Origin of the sequence: Brevibacillus sp. NRRL NRS-603, from assembly GCF_003013445.1 — a bacterium.
Classification (GTDB): Bacteria; Bacillota; Bacilli; order Brevibacillales; family Brevibacillaceae; genus Brevibacillus; species Brevibacillus formosus.
On the sequence record NZ_PXZN01000010.1, the window covers coordinates 39,725 to 58,351 of the forward strand.

General features: G+C 45.3%; 20 protein-coding genes and 1 riboswitch. Of the genes, 11 read left to right on the forward strand and 9 right to left on the reverse strand.

The window, feature by feature from the left end; all coding sequences use genetic code 11:
• Positions 1–89 precede the first annotated feature (89 nt).
• Positions 90–202: riboswitch (TPP riboswitch) on the forward strand.
• 149 nt (positions 203–351) lie between these two features.
• On the forward strand, positions 352–2,106 hold the full coding sequence (gene thiC, locus C7R94_RS05650; protein WP_106778912.1) for a phosphomethylpyrimidine synthase ThiC: 1,755 nt from the start codon (positions 352–354) through the stop codon (positions 2,104–2,106).
• A 15-nt stretch (positions 2,107–2,121) separates the two neighbouring features.
• Entirely contained in the window at positions 2,122–2,292 is a 171-nt protein-coding gene (locus C7R94_RS30215; protein WP_162837740.1) for a hypothetical protein, read from the forward strand.
• 48 nt (positions 2,293–2,340) lie between these two features.
• Here the strand turns inward: C7R94_RS30215 and C7R94_RS05655 are convergent, their stop codons facing one another.
• Positions 2,341–2,670, reverse strand: coding sequence for a DUF1904 family protein (locus tag C7R94_RS05655; protein WP_106778914.1), 330 nt, complete (start codon positions 2,668–2,670; stop codon positions 2,341–2,343).
• A 400-nt stretch (positions 2,671–3,070) separates the two neighbouring features.
• On the opposite strand from C7R94_RS05655, the gene C7R94_RS05660 reads away from it, so the two are divergent.
• Positions 3,071–4,012 carry an ATP-dependent DNA ligase gene (locus C7R94_RS05660; protein ID WP_106778917.1) on the forward strand — a complete coding sequence of 314 codons (942 nt, stop codon included), beginning with the start codon at positions 3,071–3,073 and terminating at the stop codon, positions 4,010–4,012.
• Positions 4,013–4,032: 20 nt separating this feature from the next.
• On the opposite strand, the gene C7R94_RS05665 is transcribed toward C7R94_RS05660, so the two are convergent.
• The 4 genes from C7R94_RS05665 to C7R94_RS05680 are packed head-to-tail and all read right to left on the reverse strand — an operon-like array spanning position 4,033 to position 8,376.
• Positions 4,033–5,391: a GerAB/ArcD/ProY family transporter gene (locus C7R94_RS05665; RefSeq protein ID WP_106778920.1), complete on the reverse strand. Its 1,359-nt coding sequence runs from the start codon at positions 5,389–5,391 to the stop codon at positions 4,033–4,035.
• 12 nt (positions 5,392–5,403) lie between these two features.
• Positions 5,404–5,640, reverse strand: coding sequence for a hypothetical protein (locus C7R94_RS05670; protein ID WP_106778922.1), 237 nt, complete (start codon positions 5,638–5,640; stop codon positions 5,404–5,406).
• The gene (locus tag C7R94_RS05675) at positions 5,633–6,799 is read right to left on the reverse strand and encodes a Ger(x)C family spore germination protein (protein WP_106778924.1); all 1,167 of its coding nucleotides are present in this window, start codon (positions 6,797–6,799) and stop codon (positions 5,633–5,635) included. Before C7R94_RS05675 ends, C7R94_RS05670 begins: the two co-directional genes overlap by 8 nt.
• Positions 6,796–8,376 carry a spore germination protein gene (locus C7R94_RS05680; RefSeq protein ID WP_369834978.1) on the reverse strand — a complete coding sequence of 527 codons (1,581 nt, stop codon included), beginning with the start codon at positions 8,374–8,376 and terminating at the stop codon, positions 6,796–6,798. Before C7R94_RS05680 ends, C7R94_RS05675 begins: the two co-directional genes overlap by 4 nt.
• 168 nt (positions 8,377–8,544) lie before the next feature.
• On the opposite strand from C7R94_RS05680, the gene ligD reads away from it, so the two are divergent.
• From ligD to C7R94_RS05695, 3 genes are all read left to right on the forward strand, one after another.
• Positions 8,545–9,447 (forward strand): non-homologous end-joining DNA ligase, encoded by a 903-nt coding sequence (gene ligD / locus C7R94_RS05685; protein ID WP_106778926.1) that lies wholly within the window; start codon positions 8,545–8,547, stop codon positions 9,445–9,447.
• A gap of 73 nt (positions 9,448–9,520) precedes the next feature.
• A complete protein-coding gene (gene lgt, locus C7R94_RS05690) occupies positions 9,521–10,318 on the forward strand; it encodes a prolipoprotein diacylglyceryl transferase (RefSeq protein ID WP_106778929.1) in 798 nt (265 codons plus the stop codon).
• Positions 10,319–10,442: 124 nt separating this feature from the next.
• Entirely contained in the window at positions 10,443–10,682 is a 240-nt protein-coding gene (locus tag C7R94_RS05695; RefSeq protein ID WP_088908244.1) for a hypothetical protein, read from the forward strand.
• A gap of 62 nt (positions 10,683–10,744) precedes the next feature.
• Here the strand turns inward: C7R94_RS05695 and C7R94_RS05700 are convergent, their stop codons facing one another.
• The 3 genes from C7R94_RS05700 to C7R94_RS05710 all read right to left on the reverse strand — a co-directional run bounded on the left by C7R94_RS05700 (position 10,745) and on the right by C7R94_RS05710 (position 13,220).
• Entirely contained in the window at positions 10,745–11,764 is a 1,020-nt protein-coding gene (locus C7R94_RS05700; RefSeq protein WP_106778931.1) for an inorganic phosphate transporter, read from the reverse strand.
• Positions 11,757–12,374, reverse strand: coding sequence for a DUF47 domain-containing protein (locus C7R94_RS05705; protein WP_007728239.1), 618 nt, complete (start codon positions 12,372–12,374; stop codon positions 11,757–11,759). Before C7R94_RS05705 ends, C7R94_RS05700 begins: the two co-directional genes overlap by 8 nt.
• 159 nt (positions 12,375–12,533) lie before the next feature.
• Positions 12,534–13,220, reverse strand: coding sequence for a GGDEF domain-containing protein (locus tag C7R94_RS05710; protein WP_106778934.1), 687 nt, complete (start codon positions 13,218–13,220; stop codon positions 12,534–12,536).
• Positions 13,221–13,489: 269 nt separating this feature from the next.
• On the opposite strand from C7R94_RS05710, the gene C7R94_RS05715 reads away from it, so the two are divergent.
• From C7R94_RS05715 to C7R94_RS05725, 3 genes are all read left to right on the forward strand, one after another.
• On the forward strand, positions 13,490–14,554 hold the full coding sequence (locus C7R94_RS05715; protein ID WP_197244251.1) for a type III polyketide synthase: 1,065 nt from the start codon (positions 13,490–13,492) through the stop codon (positions 14,552–14,554).
• A gap of 2 nt (positions 14,555–14,556) precedes the next feature.
• On the forward strand, positions 14,557–15,084 hold the full coding sequence (locus C7R94_RS05720) for an isoprenylcysteine carboxyl methyltransferase family protein (RefSeq protein ID WP_106778939.1): 528 nt from the start codon (positions 14,557–14,559) through the stop codon (positions 15,082–15,084).
• A 122-nt stretch (positions 15,085–15,206) separates the two neighbouring features.
• Entirely contained in the window at positions 15,207–15,527 is a 321-nt protein-coding gene (locus C7R94_RS05725; RefSeq protein ID WP_106778942.1) for a hypothetical protein, read from the forward strand.
• A 16-nt stretch (positions 15,528–15,543) separates the two neighbouring features.
• Here C7R94_RS05725 and C7R94_RS05730 read toward each other — a convergent pair whose 3' ends face one another.
• Entirely contained in the window at positions 15,544–16,659 is a 1,116-nt protein-coding gene (locus tag C7R94_RS05730) for an aminopeptidase (protein WP_047068072.1), read from the reverse strand.
• A 249-nt stretch (positions 16,660–16,908) separates the two neighbouring features.
• Here C7R94_RS05730 and C7R94_RS05735 point away from each other — a divergent pair, with 249 nt between their 5' ends.
• Entirely contained in the window at positions 16,909–17,394 is a 486-nt protein-coding gene (locus tag C7R94_RS05735) for an Ig-like domain-containing protein (protein WP_158264653.1), read from the forward strand.
• A gap of 64 nt (positions 17,395–17,458) precedes the next feature.
• Complete coding sequence (locus C7R94_RS05740; protein ID WP_146142775.1) at positions 17,459–18,430, forward strand: hypothetical protein; 972 nt, start codon at positions 17,459–17,461, stop codon at positions 18,428–18,430.
• The last annotated feature ends 197 nt before the right edge of the window (positions 18,431–18,627 follow it).

Consider the following 18,627-nt stretch of genomic DNA (forward strand, 5'->3'; position numbering starts at 1 on the left):
AAAATGTGTTGCACACCTGCAATTTTCCCAATGGAAAGTTTTCCTTGAAATTAAATGGACTTCCCGTTATCCTATTCTTGCAATCCAAAATAAAAAAGCACGGGAGCTTGGGATTCACCAGGCTGAGAGGATGGTACTGTGCCATCGACCGTTGAACCTGAACTGGGTAATGCCAGCGGAGGAATGTCATATACGACACGAAAAGATACGTGTATCTTTAGGATACCCGTTTCTTCTCTACTCTCGCGTTGGCGTCGCATATTGTTTATGCGGCGCTTTTTCGCGGGCAGTTTCTTTCGCCTCCCTAAACGGTTCTCGCTTTCGTGCAACCAAAACAAGGAGGTTTTTCTTATGTCATTGGTGTCATCTTTTCCAGGCAGTCGCAAAGTATACGAAACAGGTAGTCGTGCGGACATCCGTGTCCCGATGCGCGAGATTTCCCTTCAACCAACTGAAGGATTGTCTGGCTCCATCCCCAATCCTCCTCTTCGCGTGTACGACACGAGTGGCGAGTATACCGCAACAGGCTACGTCCCTGACATTCAAGCAGGACTGCCTTCCATCCGCCACAAATGGATCGATGAGCGAAATGATGTGGAAACGTATGTCGGTCGCGAACCACAACTAGTCGACGACGGTATCCGAAACGAAGAAAAGGCTGCCACCCTCCCCACTTTCCCTCGAGAAGGCTACAAACCAAAGCGGGCAAAGCCAGGAAAAAACGTTACCCAGCTTCATTATGCCCGAAAAAATATCATCACACCGGAAATGGAATACGTTGCCATCCGCGAGGGTGTCTCCCCAGAATTTGTACGGGCAGAAATCGCCGCTGGACGTGCGATTCTCCCTTCTAACGTTAATCATCCTGAAAGCGAGCCGATGATCATTGGCCGCAACTTTCATGTCAAAATCAATGCCAACATCGGAACGTCAGCCGTCAGCTCTTCGATGGAAGAAGAGGTCGAAAAAATGATTTGGTCTGTCCGTTGGGGTGCCGACACCATTATGGACCTCTCGACGGGAAAACACATCCACACCACGCGGGAGTGGATTATCCGCAACAGTCCTGTTCCAATCGGTACTGTCCCGATTTATCAAGCACTTGAAAAAGTAAATGGGAAAGCCGAGGATTTGACATGGGAGGTTTATCGAGACACCTTGATTGAGCAAGCGGAACAAGGCGTCGATTACTTCACGATTCATGCTGGCGTTCTATTACGCTACATTCCGATGACAGCTAACCGTGTTACTGGTATCGTCTCTCGCGGCGGATCAATTTTGGCGGCATGGTGCCTGGCCCATCATGAGGAAAACTTTCTGTATACGCATTTCGCTGAAATTTGCGAAATTCTGAAGGCCTATGACATTTGTGTATCCCTTGGAGATGGACTACGTCCTGGCTCTATAGCGGATGCGAATGACGAGGCACAGTTCGCGGAGCTTGAAACATTGGGAGAACTCACAAAAATTGCGTGGGAACACGACGTACAAGTCATGATTGAAGGTCCTGGTCACGTCCCTATGCATCTCATTCGCGAAAATATGGATAAACAGTTATCCATTTGCCATGAGGCTCCTTTTTACACACTTGGGCCGCTCACGACAGACATTGCCCCCGGCTATGATCACATAACTTCAGCGATTGGCGCTGCCATGATAGGATGGTTCGGAACAGCGATGCTCTGCTACGTAACGCCTAAGGAGCATCTCGGCCTCCCCAATAAAGAGGATGTCCGCAACGGTTTAATCGCATACAAAATCGCAGCGCATGCTGCTGATCTCGCAAAAGGACATCCGCGGGCAAAACAGCGAGACGATGCCTTATCCAAAGCTCGTTTTGATTTTCGCTGGAACGATCAATTCAATTTGTCTTTGGACCCAGAGCGCGCCCGCGAATATCACGATGAAACGTTGCCAGCAGAAGCCGCCAAATCCGCCCATTTTTGTTCCATGTGCGGGCCTAAATTTTGCAGCATGAAAATATCGCACGACATTCGTCACATCGCCAACGAACAAGGATCTGCCCAAGATCCCGCCATCCTTGCTGGAATGCAGGAAAAATCACGTGAGTTCCGAGAAAAAGGAAGCCGTTTGTACCAGTCGTAATGAAGGGGGATGCCGATGGAGGAAGCCAGTCGTTTACGTGAAAAGATCATTCGACTAGAGGCTGAGCTAGAGCAATCTAAACAACAATTGCGACTCATTCAACAGGACTGCAACCACGTCTATATCGAAACTCCACTTACGCGAACATGCTCCAAGTGCCTGCAATCCGAAAGCCTCTATTATTAATAGAAAAAGGTCGAAATCCTGTTGGAGGATCTCGACCTTTTTTCTTGGTTATTTCGCCATTCCGACTTGCAACGGCAGTCCTTCTTTATAATAGAGAGAGGGTGATAGCAAAATGAAGAAAATATGGATTTGCAGAAAGCCTTGCTTCTTCAAAATGCCGTGTATGGCACTAGCAATCGCATCATGTTGCTTTTGTTCACGAGGAAACATCATGATCTCTACAGACAAAGGACTGTTTGTTAGTTGCTCTACCTGAAGCAGCTCCAATTTCACCTTTTCCTGAGCTACCTCAGCAATTTTGGAAAACTCTTCTATAAGAATCTGAGAAATGGGCTCTATGTCTTGCTTCGCAAAGCCTTTAAACCGAAGAAACGGCAAGTCAATTCCTTCTTTCGTAAATGAGTTCGCACAGTCATTATAAACAAGTCTCTAATTGTATATCAATGAAAAAAGGATTAAAGAAAGTGAACAACACACATTCCCAATTGGAGCAAGAGACGCAAAGAGGGCCATATCAGAGAGCAGCTCCCTTCCCATGAGGTGTGGTGGACGTACCACGGAAGGAGGAAGCAGCTCAACCAGATACAGCCCAACTCGCTAACCCATCAGTTACTTTATACAGGTAGTATAGCTCGAATTCAATACTTAATCAATAAAAAAGTTTCGTAAAATTCGCACAGAAATTCATCCTCCAGCACCGCTCGTATAGATCATGCCCATCCGTGAAACTGTATTAGAAAAACTGGGCAAGTCCCAACTAAACATAAAGGTGGCAGCTATGGAACTAACACCGCTATTTCCTTTTGAGCCTACCAGCACGGAAGCCATACCAGCAGGACCACAATGGATAGGCCAAGTGAAATGGGATGGCGTTCGCATTCTTACCTATTACGATGGATACGAGGTCAAACTGTTCAACCGAAAATTAAATGAACGGACTTTCCATTATCCAGAGGTAACTGATATTCACTCGTACTGTCGTGCCGATTCTGTAATTTTGGATGGAGAAATAATCGCCCTCGGTTCGGACGGAAAGCCTTCCTTTTACGAGGTCATGAAGAGAGACGGGCTGCGACGTTTAGAAAAGGTACCCCAGGTACAAAAGCTCGTCCCTGTCACCTACATGGTTTTTGATGTCCTGTACTTGAATCATGAATGGGTAACGTCCTACCCACTTTCAGAGCGACAACAAATACTACGAAAAATCATCACGCCTACTCCTCATGTGCAGCTAGTTGAAAACTTTCCAGATGGAGACGCTCTTTACCGTGTCATCGAAGCGCAAGGCATGGAAGGAATCATTATGAAGGATTCATCAAGCAGCTACTTGATCAACGGAAAGGATCAGCGCTGGAGAAAGAAAAAGTACTACCGGGATCTCATCGCTGTTGTAGGCGGTGTCACGCTTCGGAATCATATTGTCAATTCGTTGCTTCTGGGTCTGTTCGATCAAAAAGGTTCTTTTTGGTACATCGGTCATGCCGGTACCGGAAAATTGACGCAAACGGACTGGCGCGCTTTTACGGAGAGAATCCAGCCCCTCGTCCAACAGAAGATGGCTTTTGTTAACAAGCCACCACGCGCAGCCAATACGTTATGGATACAGCCGAAAATTACCGTCAAAATCAAATTTGCAGAGTGGAAGGAAGGGCATTCCTTGCGACAGCCAAGCATACAAGGCTTTGTGGATGTCCCTCCACACCAGTGTGTTTTGGAGTAAGGCCCCCTTGGCTTTCGCCCTCATTGTCGAAACGATCCAGCCTGTTTTGCTTTCCCCAGTTTTTGCTTGCCATGATTAAGAGCCTGCATTTCCCCGTAGCTCGTCAACAGCGCTATCAGTAAGAGGATAATATAGGTAACAGCTGTCGCACCCCCACCTAACGCTGATTTATCCTTGAAAAAGTCCCCAATCAATATCACGATCACACAACCGCTTAAACAGACTGTCGTGGTCCACACCATCGACCGGTAAAATCGATAAAGCTTCGTTCCTTCGGGAATGAGGCTTTGCTCTCTTCCTTTATTCTTTCGACTTACATGAACAAGCAAAAAGAGCGCTAGCGGCAATTGGAAGCTAAGCACGATCATCGGCAAGCTATAACTAATAAATTGATCGATATGTGCTATATTGGGAAACGCGAATATGGACGACACAACGATAAACCATCCACACGGTGCATTGAGCGTATTGTAATGCCGCTGTCCCCCAAATGAACCCACCCCCACTAAAAATGCCAAGTAAGCAACAATGACTTTAATTGTGAAAGCGGGGAACCAAACACTAAAGAGGATCATTTCGACCCTGTCCAAAAAATCTGTAATGTGGATTTGCTGGACGAGAATATAGATGGGGAAATTCAGCCTACCGGCGATAATGTAGCCCATCACCCCGAGCAAAACGAGCAACATAATCGTCGTTCCAAAGCCAACAATAATGACCCCGTGCTTCATCGCAGCATAAAATAAACGCGGCTCTACAATGGCATGTAAGAATGCCCCAATGAGAAAAATATCACCATATACACCCACTGGGAAAAAATTGCTGATTACGATCCGATCCAATCTATTCGTTAAGATTGGTTCCAATCGCTCTACGTTGTATTCATTCATCAGCAGGAAATATAACGATATGCACATGATGAAATAAAGAGGAAAATAAAACTCATTTACTCGCGCCGCCACCTCAAGACTCGTTTTACCATAGTACATCATGAGTAAGACGAAGACGAGTAAGACGACCTCCAATGGTGTGTTTGGCAATAACGAGATATGTAAAAAATCAGCAGCGCCTTTAATATCGATCGCCAGGATGATCCAAATGTAAAACAAAATGAGTAGATTGACAGCTCCACCAATCCATTTCCCGCCAATAATAAACAAGATTTCAAAGATATTTTTCCCAGGATAAGCCTCCACCAGCTTACTCAAGACGTAGGCGATAAAAAGCGCATAAAAGATGGGGAAAATTTGAGAGAACCAACCATCCATCCTCGCTACCTGAACGACAGACCGCAAGAAACCGATCATCATTCCTGTCATCAAGACACTGCCGACGAGCCAGGCAATTTGTCGATGATTGACAACTTGCTTGTGAATCATACTTGGGCCTCCTTATACGAACTGATCCACCCACCTCTTCACATAGGGAGAGAAAATGTTCATGATGTTACTCGTAGGCAGGATTTGATAATACTGGAATTGCAAAGCGATCAGACAAATAATGGTTAGGGTGTAGAAAATAAAGATGACTCGCTGCTGTCTTCCATCCATGCTTTTTCGCTTCAGGATGAATTCTCCGAGGGAAAGTAACAGCATGAAGACAAAAAAGACCAGAAATATTCTATTCATGATCATCTTCACCTTTAGTTATATTCTTCGTTGTCTGTCCGACATTGACTAAGTTCACTTTGGAACGGATTTCATATGTGATTTTCGGAAGCTCCTCATTCCACCTGTTCCAATATCGGTCTCGCCACTCTCGCGGATTATTTCTTGACAAGGCGATTCCTAACCCAATGAAGTCTGATTGTTTCCTTTTGATCGTTTGCATCATATGGTTCACACCGTTATTGATCTGCTCGACGAGCTTCGCTTGCAGCATTCTAATATTTTTCTCTTCCTCGAGATCGAGGTTTGACTGATTCTCCACCACAACGGCAGAAGCGTATAGGTCAATTTTGAAATGGATGTGGCCTTTCCTGACCACGGGCTTGATATTCGCCCTTCCTTTCGAAAGAGTTATCGTAAGCCGTTCCTGCTTGGTAAGGGACACCACAATAGAAAACGGTGTAAAATCGCGTTGGAACAATCGCAAGCCGAGCAGTTCTTTGGGCTTCGCGATGGTTACGAGCTTGTCTTGTCGAAATAACCCTACCCCCGTTGCCTCTATTTCTTTTGACTTTCCTTTTGGATAGGAATCTACGGCTGTCAGAACGGGTAAGATGGCATCAACCCCAGGTGTACCGAGCATCTGGGCCACATCCTTCAAAGTTACATTAATGCCCCCCATCTTGACCAACTCACGCATCGCTTCTCCTGAAAAACGTTCAAATTGGGGCTGTGCGGTTAGTAATTCGATTGCTTTGCCTTTTGTCATGACAATGTAAGCTGTCAGTCTGTTTTCCGGAAAGCGCGCTACAATATCGAGCACATCCGACATACCGTCCTTCGCCAGTTCTTCGCCTATGACGATCATCCGGTGATGGGAGTAGTAAATTTCACGAGACATTCTTGCTTGAATCAATCCATTCGCTTCCCGAATTGTCCTGCCGACTGCGGAATCAACGTAATAACTCTTATCACCACTCGTCCCCCCACCACCTCCAGACTGGGCTCCCAGGCTGCTGACCAGGGGGACCTGAATGGATAACCGATACCTGCCGTCTGGTTCCTTATCCATCGCCATTGCAATGACGATAGCTATATCATTTACTTCACGGCGATCCCAACAACCAGATACTAGGAACATACAGAGCGACACCACCAAAATGCGGGTCACAGCTTTCACGATTGTCCCTCCTCGTTTGGTTGACGGTTGCCTGTCATCCCTGATTGCCCTCCTCTTTGCTGAATAGAATTCGCATAACCATCGTTCATACGCCTAGCATTTTGTACGCCCAAAAAGCTCGGGCGTTTTTCCATCATCGACCACGGTGCCCTCATCAGTACGTCTTTGAGATCGCCGATCGAAATCGGTCCTAGCGGCGATAAATAAGGGACACCAAAAGAACGCAGGTTGGCCATATGCCCGAGGATTAGCAATAACAATACCAGCATCCCGTAGATGCCGAGAATGGAAGCCGCAATCATAATCGGAAAGCGCAGCATTCTGAGTGAAATTGATGCATTAAAATGCGGGATGGTGAACGAGGCAATCCCTGTGAGCGATACGACGATAACCATGGGGGCAGAAACAATCCCTGCCTGCACAGCTGCCTGACCAACGACCAGCGCGCCTAAAATACTAACAGCTTGCCCGACCGTTTTCGGAAGACGAATCCCCGCTTCTCGCAAGGCTTCAAACGAAATTTCCATGATAAAAGCCTCTACAATAGCAGGAAAAGGAATAGACTCGCGCGCAGCCGCAATACTTAAAAGAAGTGTGGTTGGTAACATTTGTTGGTGATAAGTCGTAATAGCCACATATAAGGCAGGGGTAATGAGTGAAATGACAAGGAACACATAACGCAGCAGACGAACAAGGGTAGCCATTTGAAACCGCTCGTAATAATCCTCACTGGCCTGCATCATCATCCAAAACGTAACAGGCACGATCAAAACCATCGGTGTCCCATCCACAAATATCGCGACACGTCCTTCCAGCAATGCCCCAGCAACCGTGTCTGGGCGCTCGGAATACATAACCTGAGGGAATGGCGAATATGTGTTATCCTGGATCATTTCTTCGATATATCCGCTTTCCAGCACAGCATCTAAATTAATCTTGCTGATTCGACCAGTGACCTCCTGTACGATCTCGGGATCAGCAATCCCATCCAGAAAGGCAACCACCAGATTGGTGTTCGTCTCACGTCCAACTACCAAGGACTTCATTTTCAAACGGGGTGTTCGCAATTTGCGCCGCAGCATCGACGTGTTCGTGCGAATATTTTCGATAAAACCCTCACGCGGTCCCCGGACGACCGCTTCTCCTTCCGGTTCGTTAACTGAGCGTTTTTCTGCTCCCCGAATGCCGAGCGTCAGCGCTTCTGTATTTCCCTCTACTAGAATGCCTGTATCACCTGAAAGCACAGCCTGTAGCAGCTTTTTATAATCGTCTACTCTTCCCATCTGGGAAACAGGTAAAAGTGACTCTTCTATCACTTTTATATCGTCATCGCCGTCTTCAAGCACCATTAACGATTTCAGCGCAGAGTTAACCTCTTTGGTATCAATTAGCCCATCGACGAAGACAGCAATCGCTCGGACACTGTTTTTTTGGCGGAATTCTCGTATGACAAAATCGGAGCAATCAGCGAACATTTTTTTCAACAGATCAATGTTATCTCCCAATTGAGACGAAATCGGTATACCCTCCAGCTCAATTAAGCTGCAGGCATTCATTGTCTCAATCAGTTCCTTCATTTTATCTTTCTTCTTGAATTTCATTTCATCACCAACCACTGGAAATCTACCCGTATTATGGTTGAATGACAGGAAATATATGCAAAGAGGTATTCCCGTTACATAGAGGATCATGGATGGGAGATAGTAGGAACACCTATACCGTTTCAAAAGAAGGTGAAAACGTCATTGTGTCCTGCAACAAAAGAGTACGAGCTGACGATCGACAATCACACATTGTCCATCACAAACCCTGACAAGCCCCTTTGGCCAGAGGCCGAGGTAACCAAGCTAGATTACTTGCGCTATTTGCTGATTGTTGCAGCCCCACTGCTCCGCTATAGCAAGGATCGACTCTTAACCGTCATTCGCTATCCGCACGGAATCGGTGACAAGCACTTCTATCAAAAAAACGCTCCTGACTATGCACCCGACTGGATACAAACGCATACGTGGGAAAATGTTCGTTACGTCCTGTGCAATGATCGAGCGACCCTCGTGTGGATGGCGAATCAAGCGGCATTGGAGTGGCACGTCTCCTTTCACCTCGCTAAGGATGAGACTCCGACAGAGCTTGTGTTTGACCTCGACCCTTCCACAGATGATTTTGCCGTTGTGATAGAGTCAGCCCTCTTGTTGAAACAGCTGCTCGATGAATTACAGCTGGCTTCATGGGTCAAGACATCTGGTTCCAGCGGCTTGCAAGTATATGTTCCCATCGAACTCCGCTATACGTTTGAACAGACGCGCCAAGTCGGGCATTTCATCGCATCCTATTTAGTCAGCAAGCATCCCTCACTTTTAACCATCGAGCGATTAGTGAAGAATCGGGGGGATAAGCTGTACATTGACTATTTGCAACACTGGCGGGGAAAAACATTGCCAGCCCCTTATTCAACCCGTGCAAAAGAACAGGCAACCGTATCAACGCCACTCCTGTGGGAAGAGGTTCCCCATTGTCACCCCACAGACTTCACCGTTTATACGGTTCCCAAACGTCTGGAAACATTCGGAGATTTATTCTCATCCATATCTGCTCCGACAAAACGGGCCTCCCTTGATGCCATCCTCGGCTTTTTGCAGACCCAGTAAGCCATTAGTTGGAATCCAGCAGCCTATTTGTGCTATACTTGGCACAGATGTTTTGAGGCAAGGAGGCACATTCATGATTGATCCGATCGCAATTGCAATCGGCCCCTTAAAGATTCACTGGTATGGCATAATTATGGGGCTGGCGTTTTTCTTGGGTACTTATCTCGCGCGCTACAATTCCAAACGTTCTGGCATTGATCCTGATCACGTCTTGAACATGGTGGTTCTGATCATTCCAGCAGCCATCGTTTGTGCAAGATTGTATTATGTTACGTTTGAATGGCAGCAGTACAAAGACAACCCACTGGACATCTTCGCAGTTTGGCAAGGCGGCTTGGCTATTCACGGTGGATTAATTGGTGGTGTTCTGGCAGGAGCCTGGTATATTCGAAAACATAAACTGCCGTTCCTTCGTTTGGCTGACATTTTTATGCCCAGCGTTATTCTGGGGCAGGCTATCGGACGTTGGGGTAACTTTATCAACCAGGAAGCACATGGTGATGTTGTTTCTGCCGAATTCATGGAAAAGTTCCCCGCATTCATCCGCGAGCAAATGTTTATCGGCGGACAATATTACCATCCTACATTTTTGTATGAATCGATATGGAACCTGATCGTTTTCGGCATTCTCTTGCTCATGCTGTACCGATTCAAAAAATTCGATGGACAGGTCTTGTTCAGCTACATGATCCTGTATTCGATTGGACGCTTCTTCATTGAGGGCATGCGTACAGACAGTTTGTTGATTGCTGATACTCTGCGTGTCGCTCAATTAGTCAGTCTGTGCTTAATTGCTGCCGGTGTCATCTTGATGCTCGTGTTTGCACGAAAAAGCAAGCAGACAGGAAATTCCCAAAACTCGATCGAATAACATCAACATGCCATACTCAATCCACTCAGGTCTGTCCGACTGGGTGGTTTTTTCTTTGCCTTGTCTGAATTGTCGCAATGCAGGCAATAACTAGGAGAAAGAATGAAAAAAGGAGGGGAATAAGATGGATGATGGAATTTTGGAAGAGTATCTCGATCGCTACGTACGTATTCATTTTGCTCCTGATATGATCGGCCAAGGATTATCCGCATACGCAGAAGGCAAATTGTATGATTACAGTCCCAACGGCATTTTAATTGAAGAACGGGATGGCTCGCTGGACTATATCCCATTCTCTGCCGTACGCCTCGTGCAAATTAAACCCAAGCCCGGCTTATGGGAGCGTTTAACGGGATCAAGTTAATGAAAAAGACACCTTCCCGCGCACTCTACACGGAAAGGTGTCTGTTGTATAAAGAGGTAGCTCTACAAGAATACGTCATACACGACGTAGCATGCAGCAGCCAAAAGTCCGGTAATCGGAAGGGTAATGACCCAAGTAACCAAAATCCGGCCAGCCAAGCCCCATTTTACTGCGTTCAGCTTTTGCGATGCCCCAACCCCCAAGATGGCGGATGTGATTACATGCGTTGTGCTCACTGGCAGTTTCAAAGCTGTAAAGATTGTGATAATCAAGGCAGAAGACAGGTCTGCTGAAAAACCGGAAATTGGCTTGATTTTCATAATCTTACCACCCAAGGTCTTGATGATCCGCCATCCACCAAAGGCTGTACCTAAAGCCATTGCAAGAGCAGCTGAAAGTTTTACCCACAGTGGAATAACGAATTCGCCCGGTTCTTGTACCAAGAATCCTCCGGAAATCAAAGCAAGGGTGATTACGCCCATTGTTTTTTGGGCATCGTTGGCTCCATGGCTGAAAGCCTGCCAAGATGCTGACACTACTTGCATCGAACGAAAACCTTTATTGGTTTTGTGATACGCTGAGTTACGAACAAACCAAGACACAAGCTTGATCACCACAAAACCAACAGCAAAGGCAACAAGCGGTGATACGATCAACGCTTGGATAATGCTAATGAAGCCTGACCAGTTAATGGCACCACTTCCTGCGGCACCAAAAGCGGCACCTGCAACGCCGCCGATAATCGCGTGCGAGGACGAGCTAGGAATTCCGAACCACCAGGTGATTAGGTTCCACAAAATCGCAGATGTCAACGCGGCCAAAACGACGACTAATCCATTTTCCAGCTTGAATGGATCAGTAATGCCTCCCCCGATTGTCTTCGCTACCCCCGTATACGAGAGTGCACCAATCAAGTTACACAAGGATGCAATGATAATCGCGGTTTTCGGACTTAATGCGCGCGTCGAAACAGAAGTCGCAATCGCGTTCGCCGTATCGTGAAAACCATTGATAAAGTCAAATGCTAACGCCATGATGACGACGAGTACGAGAATAATCACCTCTGGCGAAAGATCAAGCATTCTTTAACACGATCCCTTCTACCAGGTTGGAGACGTCCTCAGCGAAGTCAGCACAGTCTTCGAGCTTATCGTAAATCTCTTTGAGTTTGATCGCTTCCATTGGGTTGGTATCAGGAGAATTCAACAAATCAGATACCATTTTGCGATAGTTGGAGTCAGATTCATGCTCCAAATCTTTGATTTCCCCAGCGATTTGTGTAACGACTTTATGATCCAGCTTGCGAAGTGTGCGAATCAGCTCAATCAGCTTAGCCGAGCATTTCACCAAAATATTGGCTTGTGCCAATACACGTGGATCTGGTTGAGTCACTTGGTACAAATACATACGATCAGCGACACCGTCAATGTAGTCGATCATCGAGTCCATCGTATGAGCGAGTTGGTGAATGTCTTCACGCTCAAGCGGAGTGATAAAAGTAGAGTTCAACTCGTTCATGATGCGACGAACGATTTCGTCTCCTTCTTTTTCGACAGCTTTGATTGCCTTAACCTTTGTTTCTAGATCCTGATAATTTCCTATCATTTCATAGAAAAGATGAGTTCCTTTGTGTACCGTGGCAATCTGCTGTTCGAACAGATCAAAGAAGATATACTTGTTTGATTTCAACATACGGGACTTCTTCACTCCTTTGAATAAATGACACCTACCAGATTATATCGAATGTTATTGTTTCCGTAAATTTAAAATCAAGGTCAAATGTGTATATTTTTCTTTAAAGAATTATTAAGTTTTTGTAAATGCCCTTTACAATCGAAAAAAACACCCGTGTCAAGAGAGATGACGAGTGTTAGTCTTGCCAATATTTATCATTTCATTCGAAGCGACCATCATGCAATCTTTCCTTTTTTTCGCTTCATACATAAGCGTATCTGCTTTTTTCGCTAACTCTTCCGCTGTTGCAGCATGCTGTGGATACGAGGCTACTCCGATACTGACCGTGACACCTGAAAGAGCGTGTCGGACTTGATTTTGAATTCGTTCCCCGATTGCCAGTCCTCTTCTTGTGTCTGTCTGCGTTAGCAAAACAACGAATTCTTCCCCACCCCATCTTCCAACTGTGTCTTGTTTCCGTACACTTGCTTGCAAGAGTCTTGCAAATTGGCAAAGAAGTCGATCGCCTTCCAAATGCCCAAACGAGTCGTTGAATATTTTGAAATTATCCAAATCAATAAACAATAGAGTAACAGATTGATGATTGCTTTTTGCGAATTCTACTTCTTCGACCAATTTGTCCAGAAATCTGCGATTGACGAGAACGCCTGTAAGTGAATCGTGATAAGCCATCTGCCGCAGCCGATCTACATATTTCCCTATTTGATAGGCAGCTAGCGTCTGAATGACAGCAACAAGCAAAAGAAAGATCATCACACTGTCATCCGTCGGCAATCCGTATCCGATCAGCCAAACCGAGATGATCATACAGGACACACCCAAGCTAATCCAGCGTGAGCCCAAAATACACTACCCCCGATCTATCCGATGTAACTCTTTTCTTATCCGTACATTAGACCTATCTTTCAGGAATGTTTAGTAGGTCTTTTTTCATATAACCAGGAATATTTTACCTATGTTTTTTTGTAAGTTCAAGCAAATCACGAAACTGTCACTTATTCATTCAAGCGAATCTTGGAAAAGTCCTGTTCGTACACGGTGCAACATGAATTGGAACCAATTGGTAGGGATAAGCTAATGGCTAATAAAAATAAACGGGAGTGAATGAATGTATGCCCCGTATAGAAGCAGTGGCTACAGCAGTACCTTCCCACGAGATTACACAAGAGGATTCCATGAAGCTGGCACGCCTATTTTTTCAAGATGCTTTTCCCGACATAGATCGTTTGTTACACGTGTTTGCACACAGTCACATTCAGAAGCGACATTTTAGTATGCCAATGGATTGGTTTTTGGAGGATCGGCCGTTTGCAGAGAAAAATCAATTGTATATCGAACATGCGGAAGCCTTGGCAGAGGAAGCAGCCCGAAAGTGTTTGACGAAAGCTAGAGTCGAGCCGTCATCCATCGATTGTCTGATATTTGTATCAAGCACTGGCATTGCGACCCCAAGCCTTGATTCCCGCTTGCTCCATCGTTTAGGACTCCGTTCGCAAGCAACCCGTGTCCCTTTGTGGGGCCTTGGCTGTGCCGGTGGAGCAATGGGCTTATCTCGTGCATGTGAGTACACCCAGGCTTATCCCTCCCGGCGAGTTTTGCTTGTGAGCGTAGAACTGTGCGGCTTGACCTTCATCCGGCAAGATTTGTCCAAAAGCAATTTGGTGGCAACGTGCCTCTTTGGAGATGGAGCTGCAGCCGTATTAATAGAAGGAGATCAAGTCTTGTCCTCTTCGGACACGCCTAAGGTTCAATTTTGTGATGCGCGAACGACAACATGGCCGGACACCGCAGATGTCATGGGATGGGAATTGACCGATCCAGGGTTAAAAGTCATTTTCTCTCGGGACATCCCTACTCTCATTCGTTCTTCGATGCGAGAAAACGTTGAGAGCTTTTTGTCACCGCATGGGATGTCTATTGACCACCTACGTCATTTCATTTTCCATCCAGGTGGAGCCAAGGTATTAACAGCTTACCAGCGGTCTTTGGGCATTGGCACAGAAGCCACACGTTTTTCTGAAGATGTCCTCACCAATTTTGGAAACATGTCTTCCCCTACGGTTCTGTTCGTCTTGGAAAAAAGCATGGAGAAGGCGTGGGAGCCAGGAGATCGCGGATTGGTCGCCGCGCTTGGACCTGGATTTAGCTCCGAGCTCTTACTTCTGGAGGCGAGATAGTCATGTTGCTCTTCTTTGGTTTTGTCTTGGCTGGAGTCATGCTGCAGCGACTGGTAGAGCTTCTCGTTGCCGTGAGGAATGCCCGCTATATCCGCTCAAAAGGAGGCTACGAGGTTGGCGCGAGTCATTACAAATACATCGTCCTTCTTCATTTTCTCTTTTTTCTTTCGCTTATTTTCGAAGTGGTGGGAAAAAGCAACTCCATGGTTCTGCCCTCTTGGTGGGCGTTTCCGTTCAGTCTGTTTTTAATCGCACAAGGATTTCGCTACTGGTGTATTCGCAGCTTGGGCAAACGATGGAATACCCGCATCTTCATACTCCCTGGCGAGGCTCCGATCAAGCGAGGTCCTTATCGGTTCATTCGTCACCCCAACTACTTGGTCGTATCGCTTGAGCTACTCCTACTCCCTCTAACATTTGCCGCCGTGACAACTGCCCTGACGTTTTCTCTCTTAAATGCCTGGCTGCTCCTGCGCATACGGATTCCCCTGGAAGAAGCAAGCGTCTACGATAGTCATCGTGAGTCATAAAAACGAAAAGTCTTTGGCACATGCACATGCCAAAGACTTTTTTATCAGACAAAAGGTTTATCACTTGTCATTCAGCGGGTAAAGAAAAGAAGCTGTTAACTCTTTCCCGTGAGGTGGATCAAGTGAATCGTACAACTATAGTAGAGCCTCAGGAGACCAAGCGGATCATCATCCGAGACTTTTTCGCTTTGATTGAAAAGGTACCAAACAAGGATGACCAAGCTAGTATTCAAACATTTCTTCGCTATTTGCAAAGCCTGCTAAGAATTAAGCAAGTCGTTCCTCCAGTTGTAGAAATCATGACGGTCATCAAACAAAACAAGCCACTTCTCTACCACGCGGCACGCAGAGTTACTCTTCCTTCAAGCAATCTGCACATGCTATTTCAGCTAGAAATGGATATTATGCTTGCCCACGAAAGGCTCCGTCAGTACGACAAATGATTGGGTAGGCTATGCCTTACCCTTTCAGGTTTTCTGGATTCAAACATTCAAGCTCTGCAATGACAAAACGACCATCTTTGCGAATCAGGACGTCATCAAACCAGATTTCCCCTCCGCCCCAATCCGGACGCTGGATGGAAACCATGTCCCAGTGCACAGACGATTTGTTGCCATTGTATGCTTCGTCATAGCATTGACCAGGCGTGAAGTGGAAGCTTCCGTCTATTTTTTCGTCAAACAAGATATCTTTCATCGGGTTGCGAATGTAAGGATTCACACCGATAGCAAATTCCCCAACGAAGCGCGCTCCCTCGTCCGTATCCAAAATTTGATTCAATCGTTCGGTATCGTTCGCTGTTGCTTCCACAATTTTGCCGTCCTTGAAGGTCAGGCGAACATTTTCGAATGTGAAGCCGTGGTATGGTGTTGGAGCATTATGGGTGATAACGCCATTTACGGAATCCTTCACAGGTGCTGTATACACTTCACCATCTGGAATATTGCGCAGGCCAGCACATTTCACAGCAGGAATGTCCTTGATTGAGAAGGTGAGATCTGTTTCAGGTCCTACCAAGCGAACCTTGTCTGTTCGATTCATCAAGTCAACTAGACTGTCCATTGCTTTATCCATTTTCGCGTAATCCAGATTACATACTTGGAAGTAAAAATCTTCAAAAGCTGCTGTAGACATGTTCGCAAGCTGTGCCATGGAAGGATTCGGATAGCGAAGAACAACCCACTTCGTTTTAGGCACGCGCACATTCATTACTGGCAGCTCATACAGGCGAGAATAGATACTCAGCTTGTCACTCGGAACATCTGCCATCTCATTGATGTTATTCGCTGCACGGATTCCGATATAACCTTGCATTTTCTCCATGAGTTCAACTTCATGTTGCGCCATGGTCTTTAGCTGCTCTTCATTGCAATTCATTGCGATTTCTCGGCTTACGGCGGGATCAATCAATTGAACATAAGGACTGCCGCCTGCTTTGTAAATCTCACGCACGAGGGCTTGCACCAAATCAGGTGTGTCCCCTTTCGCATTGATCAAAATGTTTTCCCCTGGCTGTACTCGTACAGAATAGTTAACCAGATTGTACGCTAATTGATCTAATCGTGAGTCTCTCATTCGTGGCACACCCTTTTTAAATTTTCTGATTCCTCTTGTATTTTTACCGATACAATCTACTAAGTCAATAAAAATTTTTTTATCAATGGAATAAAAAGCGACCAGCCTCCTTGCATCCAGGCTGGCCTTACAGACTCTCCATCCAACAGCCATTAATTTAAGTCTGTTTAATCTTCTTGTTTAAGAAAACCCACTTTGATAGAATGCTTTTACATGATATCCAAACTATTACAACTTAGGAGAGTTAAGATGAAACGGTTTTTAGCCATTATCGTAGCAGCATCTATCTTTATGTTTGGTGCACAGACAGTCGGATTGCTTGGAACAATAAGTAAAGTTTCAGCAAAAGAAAGTACGGAAAAAAAGATAAAATCCCTGACCGTAAGTAGCAATAAAGTATCAATGATAAAAAATACGGTGCAACAGCTTGATTTGAATGCTGTCTATACAGATAAAACGACTGAATTGGTAAATGATAAGGCGGTGTGGACAAGCAGCAAACCGAGAGTGGCAACTATTGAGAATGGAAAGATCGTAGCGATAGCACCGGGGACTGCAACCATAAAAGCTAAGTACCAAAATAAAATGGCCACGTTAAGTGTAAAAGTCACAGAAACCAAGGAAATTAGCAAACTAGAAATATTGGATAGTAAAAGAATTGAGTTGGAAGAGAATAAACAACAGCAAGTGGAATTGAAAGTTTTACAAGGATGGAACTACAGAAATTGTCACTGATAAAGCAACTTGGACTCCATCATCGACCAAAATAGTTACTGTAGAAGCAGGTTTGATTTCCGCATTGAAACCTGGAACAGCAAGCGTAAGCGCGAGTTTCGGCGGAAAAACTGTCAAAATGTATGTAAAAGTCCAACTAAGCAAAGAGCCTTCCAAATTGGTACTTCGCCAGAAATCAATTGAAGTGCCGGTTGGCAAGAGCGAGTATGTATATGTAGAGGCGATATTTAATGACAAAAGGGTATCTGGCGTTTCAGCAGTAGCAGAGTGGACGCCAGAAGATAAAACGCTCTTCACTGTGTTCGAAGGGACGGTAACGGGAGTAAAAGAAGGAAGCACGAATGTTACGATATCTTATGGTGGAAGAAGTACTACGCTTACGGTCAGAGTAATTAACCTTGATGATGACGAAGTTGCTAAGGCTTTGGCAAAAATTAATGCAATCCATGTGCAAAATTGGCAAGATTCAAGGGAAGATAGCGAACATATGATCGGTATTGAATTGATGAGGGAAGCGTTGAATTCGCCTGCATTGTATCTTGATTTTCCTCAAGATTTTGAGCAACTAACGGAGGATATAAAATATTTCGTCTATAGGAAAATGATTGCAACGGTTGAGCAAGTACCTTTTAAATCTAGGGAAGATGTCCAAAAGAGACTAGATAGTATAATCGTTGACGAAATTGCATTTGATATAATCAGAAAAGAAATGTTAAAGTACAATGATGATGCAACGATTACACCTGAAGTGGTCGCTGGAGAAGACATTACAGACAGGATCGTACAACTTAAGGATGGCATGATACCAAATAAGGAAGTATCTATCAGAGTGTCATGGGTATTTGGAGAAACTGGGCAAAAATATATAAGAATAACAAAAGATCATCGGCGCGCCATTCTGCTGAAAACAAATGATACGGGAGAGACTGTACGAGCGGTTGTTCAAGTGTTTTTTGAGACAGGGGATGGGAAAAAGGAGCAAAGGGCTGCAACGTATCGCGATATGATTGTTAACATCGAACCTGTGCAACAGTAAAACATCATCCATACAGCCATATTATTTAAGTTATCGGGTTTCGATAGCTCAATAAACCAGGCCAGTCTAACACTTTATTTTTGTGTTTTGACTGGCCTTTTGTATGGAAGGATTGAATAACCTATTTTTCTAAGGTAAAGAGCTTTCTTAGACAGTAATAGCAACAAATCAACATCATCAGTCTAATACTTTATTTT

Coding starts and splice junctions, on each gene's coding strand:
- C7R94_RS05715 (WP_197244251.1), top strand. CDS start 13,490: ATGCCCCGTATAGAAGCAGTGGCTACAGCAGTACCTTCCCACGAGATT.
- C7R94_RS30215 (WP_162837740.1), top strand. CDS start 2,122: ATGGAGGAAGCCAGTCGTTTACGTGAAAAGATCATTCGACTAGAGGCT.
- C7R94_RS05680 (WP_369834978.1), bottom strand. CDS start 8,376: ATGAAGGAACTGATTGAGACAATGAATGCCTGCAGCTTAATTGAGCTG.
- C7R94_RS05700 (WP_106778931.1), bottom strand. CDS start 11,764: ATGCTTGATCTTTCGCCAGAGGTGATTATTCTCGTACTCGTCGTCATC.
- C7R94_RS05705 (WP_007728239.1), bottom strand. CDS start 12,374: ATGTTGAAATCAAACAAGTATATCTTCTTTGATCTGTTCGAACAGCAG.
- C7R94_RS05670 (WP_106778922.1), bottom strand. CDS start 5,640: ATGAATAGAATATTTCTGGTCTTTTTTGTCTTCATGCTGTTACTTTCC.
- C7R94_RS05720 (WP_106778939.1), top strand. CDS start 14,557: ATGTTGCTCTTCTTTGGTTTTGTCTTGGCTGGAGTCATGCTGCAGCGA.
- C7R94_RS05665 (WP_106778920.1), bottom strand. CDS start 5,391: ATGATTCACAAGCAAGTTGTCAATCATCGACAAATTGCCTGGCTCGTC.
- C7R94_RS05730 (WP_047068072.1), bottom strand. CDS start 16,659: ATGAGAGACTCACGATTAGATCAATTAGCGTACAATCTGGTTAACTAT.
- C7R94_RS05660 (WP_106778917.1), top strand. CDS start 3,071: ATGGAACTAACACCGCTATTTCCTTTTGAGCCTACCAGCACGGAAGCC.
- C7R94_RS05695 (WP_088908244.1), top strand. CDS start 10,443: ATGGATGATGGAATTTTGGAAGAGTATCTCGATCGCTACGTACGTATT.
- C7R94_RS05735 (WP_158264653.1), top strand. CDS start 16,909: ATGAAACGGTTTTTAGCCATTATCGTAGCAGCATCTATCTTTATGTTT.
- lgt (WP_106778929.1), top strand. CDS start 9,521: ATGATTGATCCGATCGCAATTGCAATCGGCCCCTTAAAGATTCACTGG.
- thiC (WP_106778912.1), top strand. CDS start 352: ATGTCATTGGTGTCATCTTTTCCAGGCAGTCGCAAAGTATACGAAACA.